Below are 4390 nucleotides of genomic sequence, written 5' to 3'. Positions count from 1 at the left end.
AGGCCTGGTTGCGTGATGTGATCAGCAAGATCAGCGACTGGCAGTCGAACCGAGTGCATGAACTGCTGCCCTGGAACCTCTCAATCGTAAAATAATATTTACACTACGGCCCTCGTGGGGCGCTTACTTTACCCCTGTTATTTTTGTAGTTGTTATTGTGGGAATTAATATGTTAAGGTTGCGCCGTCATTAGGGAGTAGCCTGTTTTCGCCGCCTGGCGGAAATGCCCGTGTCAACATACTCGTTTCTTTAGTAAACGTGGTGCGGGCGGCCTTCATCGGCTGGCGAGACTATAGACATGTGAACCTGTCGGTAAGGTTGGGGGACGGGAAAGCGTGGATATGGGCGCCCAGCCGAGGCACAATAATGAACCTTTCCGCCACACTGATTCTTGCCTTTGGAATGTCGATGGACGCCTTCGCGGCCTCTGTCGGCAAAGGCGCCTCGCTGCATAAGCCCGCGCTGCGTGAAGCGCTGCGCACCGGTCTGATTTTCGGCGTCATAGAAGCTATCACCCCGCTTATCGGCTGGGGGCTGGGTCTGCTGGCCAGCCAATATATTATGCGCTGGGACCATTGGGTGGCGTTTGCCCTGCTGGCGTTTCTCGGCGGCCGGATGGTGCTGGCGGGCTGGAGACAACAGCCGGTCGAAGCACCGCTGGTCGGCAAGCATAGCCTGGGCGTGCTGATCGCCACCGCCATCGCCACCAGCCTTGATGCGCTGGCCATCGGCGTCGGTCTGGCGATGCTGCAGGTTAATATCCTTCATACCGCGCTGCTTATAGGTCTTGCTACCTTGATTATGTCGACCATCGGCATGCTGCTGGGACGTTTTGTCGGCCCTTGTCTGGGCAATAAAGCGGAAATCATCGGTGGCGTGATCCTCATCGGCATCGGCTGTAACATCCTCTATAGCCATATCGGCGAGGCGATGCTCGCTTATCTGCCCGGTTAATCCCTCATCACCTCCCTGCACCGCTCAGGCATCAGGCACGCCGCCACAGCCGCACGGTAAAATCCGTTTCACAGTCGAACTGCGCCATGGCCGCCAGCCGTTCCAGCACCTGCGGGGTTGCGCGCCAGGCGAAAGGCGTCATGCGCAACAGCGCCACCCCCTCCTCTCCGGTCAACCGCAGCGGGTAGCAAAGCGAGTGATCCTGCAATGGAGCAAAACCCGCCACGGCGTCTTCCTTGGGTTCGTGCAGTTGCACATCGCGGTAAATCAGCGCTTTAAGCTGATAGAGATGGCGCGGGCCGGGGGTCACCGTCAGCAACACGCCGCCCGGGCGCAACGTGCGCCGCAGCTCGGCCGGGTTGCTTGGCGCATAAATGCGCATGATACCGTCCAGTGAGGCATCGACGAACGGCAGTCGCTGGCTGGAAGCCACGCAGAACCGGACCTGCCTATAGCGCTTAGCGGCGCTGCGCACCGCGTTCTTGGCGATATCCATCCCGTAGACCTCCGCCTGAGGTTGGTGACAGCTAAGCTCTTTCGCCAGCGCGGCGGTGTAGTACCCCTCGCCGCAGCCGATATCCAGCCAGCGGAGGCCGGGTTCAGGGGTCAGTGCGGCGATAGACGCCATAATGCTGTCACGCTGCGGCTGATAATGGCCGGCATCCAGAAAGGCGCGTCGCGCCGCCATCATCATGGGCGCATCGCCCGGATCTTTGCTGTGCTTGAACTGCACCGGCAGCAGGTTGACATACCCCTCTTTGGCGAGATCAAAGCTATGCTGCCCGGCGCAACGATAGCAGGTGCTGTGCAGCGCAAGCGCTGGTGGCAAAGCGGACATTGAAAACAAGACATGGTCATTCCGATCGGAGAACGTCGTAGGGCGCAGTGTAACGTAAAATATCCCCTCTGGCGGCAGAAAAACGCGCTACACTGGGCGCATCTTTCATCTACTTCGCACACCGACGATGACCGCTTATTCATCCCTGCTGTCCCCAATCCCCGGGGTGGTGCATGGCTTTGGCGACAAGGCGTCGCTCATGCCTGAGAAGCTTCAGTTCTGGCAGACGACGCTGCCGGACAAAAAGCAGGTGCATGGTACCAAGATTGGCTGGGTACGCCGGCCGGGCGAGGCGCTTGGCGAGCTTGACGGTGTCATCACCGATGTTCCCGGTATTCTGCTGACGGTGCTGACCGCCGACTGTTTGCCGGTACTGTTCTGCCGCCGCGACGGCCGGCGTATTGGCGCCGTGCACGCGGGATGGCGTGGGTTGCTGGCAGGGATCCTCGGGCAATTTGCCGCCACGCTGGACGCGGTAGGCGACAAGCCATCGCAGTGGTTCGCGGCAATAGGCCCTGCGGCCGGGCCGTGCTGCTATGAAGTCAGTCAGGCACTGGTGGATGAATTCAGGCAACGGTTAGTGTTACCCCCAGCGCTTATCGCGCCCCGTCCGCGCCATCTGGATTTGGCGGCCATTGCCCGGCAGCAATTATTGGCGCTCGGATTCAGCGCGGTCGACACCCTCGGCCATTGCACCCTCTGCTGCCCGGCAGCGGGGCCGGCAGAGGGCCTGCGCTATACCAGTTTTCGCCGCAATAGCCAGCAGCGCGAGCGGGATCCCACCCATCCTTCCATCAGCGGACGCAATCAGCACAGCGGGCTTGTCATACTGCCGGACAACGCAGCGGCGTGAGGCGCCGGCGCGAAAACTATTGCGTTTGCAAAAGGCATGTGACGCCGCGATAACGCTTCGGCGCAACATCACGGCCAATGTGGTGGTTTGATGCCAGCAAAGGCATTGGGCGTCAGCGCGGTAGTAAGAGACCAGCATAACGGCATGGTGCCGGCGAAACGGGATGGCGTTACATCAGGGTTAAGATACCGGCCTGGCGGTGTGTTACCGCAGGATCGTTTTTCGGCGGCCTAAAGTTAAATCCCCCCGCTGACGCGAAGCCAGCAGGGGGACTTAGATGTCATCCGTCAGTCAAATGACCAACCGTTGCCGCAGCAACCTGGATTACAGGGCAGTTACGTTAACTGCTGAAGGGCCTTTCTGGCCGTCCTGGATTTCGAATTCTACGTTTTGGCCTTCGGCCAGCGTTTTGAAACCGTTACCCTGAATAGCGGAGAAGTGAACAAACACGTCTTTGCTGCCATCGGCCGGAGTGATGAAACCAAAACCTTTAGACTCATTGAACCACTTCACTTGACCTTTAATCTTTGCCATCTTGCATATTTCCTTTGGAGTGTTTAAATCGCCCTTTGGCGATGTAGAGACAAACTGGAGTCGTTACTGCTTGAGGCACTAAGATAAGGATCGGCAGAGAAGCGGTATGCAACGAAATCGTCTACACGCAAAACTTCTTTACTGAAAATGCCACTCATATACAGAACTGTACCTCGTTTTACCCAATTGCGTTATCACATACTCTGTAAATAATGGCAAGCCATTTTTAATCAGGGCCGGATATGTCGCACATAATCAAGACACTGGGCTAGCCACCTGGCATCAATAAGGTGCGGGAGACCCTCGTTGCATGCTGGGTTATAGCACAGCGGTCTGCCGTTATCGGATAAGGATAACATTAGCGCAAACCCCTGCTGGCGTCTAATGCATTATTCAGAAATAACTATTCATTCATCATAGTAAGAAATCAAGAGGTCCAGTTCACAATTTTCACTCCTGGTCTTATAACCTCTTTTTCTAACATAGTAAAAGAATGTGCTAAACCTTTATGACCGAGGCATTTATGCCCCGTCCGCCCCCTCTACTTTCGCACAGGATAACACCCGCTTATGACCACCCGGTATCGCCCTAGGACGGTGCCGAAGTTGCGCTATAAAGGATCACCAAAGTTGTGCAATCTTTGCGTGTGCATAAGATGCTAATATGCCAATTAATAAATTTAAAAATAACCTAAACGCCGTTAATGCACCCAAACGAACAAAAAAGACACATAATGTTCATTTATTACCTGCTGCGTTTGGGCGGGTTTGTTATTAACGCGCTATTTACGGTGAATATTAAAGCAATATGACAATCGGAAAAGGAAACCGACCGTGAATGAAATTGGGGGTATTTGTCACACCGCTTCGTTTAATTACCCCTCTTTGATGCCCGGACCTTACCGACAATATCCGATTTCAGACGCAGCCGCCCGTGAAAGTCGGTGGCGTCGGCATTGGCGCGGCAAGGAGGAATGGCAACTCAGGCGCCGGCGACAGGCTTTTCCGCCTCAGTCCAAGCCTGCCGACGGTCATAGCGACAGACCGTCTATTGACAATCGCTGCACTCCAGCAAGCCCGCGTTCTGAATCACCCCGGATAAATTAGAGTCTATACTTTAAAAGTGGAGGTCTCTATGACAACGACCAAACGTTACTCTCCGGAAGTCCGTGAACGGGCAGTTAATCTAGTGCTGGAAACTCAGCATGAGCA

Annotated in this window: 5 protein-coding genes, 1 pseudogene and 1 riboswitch; of the genes and pseudogenes, 3 read left to right on the top strand and 3 right to left on the bottom strand. The window is 55.6% G+C overall.

What is annotated here, in order from left to right; all coding sequences use genetic code 11:
* The first annotated feature begins 8 nt into the window (after positions 1–8).
* Both CINSTRO3249_RS16785 and mntP read left to right on the top strand, forming a co-directional pair.
* On the top strand, positions 9–95 hold the full coding sequence (locus CINSTRO3249_RS16785; protein ID WP_371441378.1) for a hypothetical protein: 87 nt from the start codon (positions 9–11) through the stop codon (positions 93–95).
* 84 nt (positions 96–179) lie between these two features.
* A riboswitch (yybP-ykoY riboswitch) is annotated at positions 180–320 on the top strand.
* Between the two features lie 46 nt (positions 321–366).
* On the top strand, positions 367–954 hold the full coding sequence (mntP, locus tag CINSTRO3249_RS13190; protein WP_074013604.1) for a manganese efflux pump MntP: 588 nt from the start codon (positions 367–369) through the stop codon (positions 952–954).
* Between the two features lie 31 nt (positions 955–985).
* Here mntP and rlmA read toward each other — a convergent pair.
* Positions 986–1812 (bottom strand): annotated as a pseudogene (gene rlmA / locus CINSTRO3249_RS13185) (23S rRNA (guanine(745)-N(1))-methyltransferase).
* A gap of 107 nt (positions 1813–1919) precedes the next feature.
* Here rlmA and pgeF point away from each other — a divergent pair.
* Positions 1920–2645, top strand: a complete 726-nt coding sequence (gene pgeF, locus CINSTRO3249_RS13180; RefSeq protein ID WP_074013603.1) for a peptidoglycan editing factor PgeF — start codon at positions 1920–1922, stop codon at positions 2643–2645.
* Positions 2646–2969: 324 nt separating this feature from the next.
* Here pgeF and cspE read toward each other — a convergent pair whose 3' ends face one another.
* Together cspE and CINSTRO3249_RS13170 are read right to left on the bottom strand one after the other, a co-directional pair.
* A complete protein-coding gene (gene cspE, locus CINSTRO3249_RS13175; RefSeq protein WP_005968829.1) occupies positions 2970–3179 on the bottom strand; it encodes a transcription antiterminator/RNA stability regulator CspE in 210 nt (69 codons plus the stop codon).
* Positions 3180–3202: 23 nt separating this feature from the next.
* Positions 3203–3337: a DUF2627 domain-containing protein gene (locus tag CINSTRO3249_RS13170; protein ID WP_074013602.1), complete on the bottom strand. Its 135-nt coding sequence runs from the start codon at positions 3335–3337 to the stop codon at positions 3203–3205.
* Positions 3338–4390 lie beyond the last annotated feature (1053 nt).

The organism is Candidatus Sodalis sp. SoCistrobi, assembly GCF_900143145.1.
Lineage (GTDB): Bacteria > Pseudomonadota > Gammaproteobacteria > Enterobacterales > Enterobacteriaceae > SoCistrobi.
This window is presented reverse-complemented; position numbering and strand designations above follow the sequence as displayed.

Excerpts from the sequence above, each read along its gene's own strand:
- CINSTRO3249_RS13170 (WP_074013602.1), bottom strand. The coding sequence starts at position 3,337 with ATGAGTGGCATTTTCAGTAAAGAAGTTTTGCGTGTAGACGATTTCGTT.
- cspE (WP_005968829.1), bottom strand. The coding sequence starts at position 3,179 with ATGGCAAAGATTAAAGGTCAAGTGAAGTGGTTCAATGAGTCTAAAGGT.
- mntP (WP_074013604.1), top strand. The coding sequence starts at position 367 with ATGAACCTTTCCGCCACACTGATTCTTGCCTTTGGAATGTCGATGGAC.
- pgeF (WP_074013603.1), top strand. The coding sequence starts at position 1,920 with ATGACCGCTTATTCATCCCTGCTGTCCCCAATCCCCGGGGTGGTGCAT.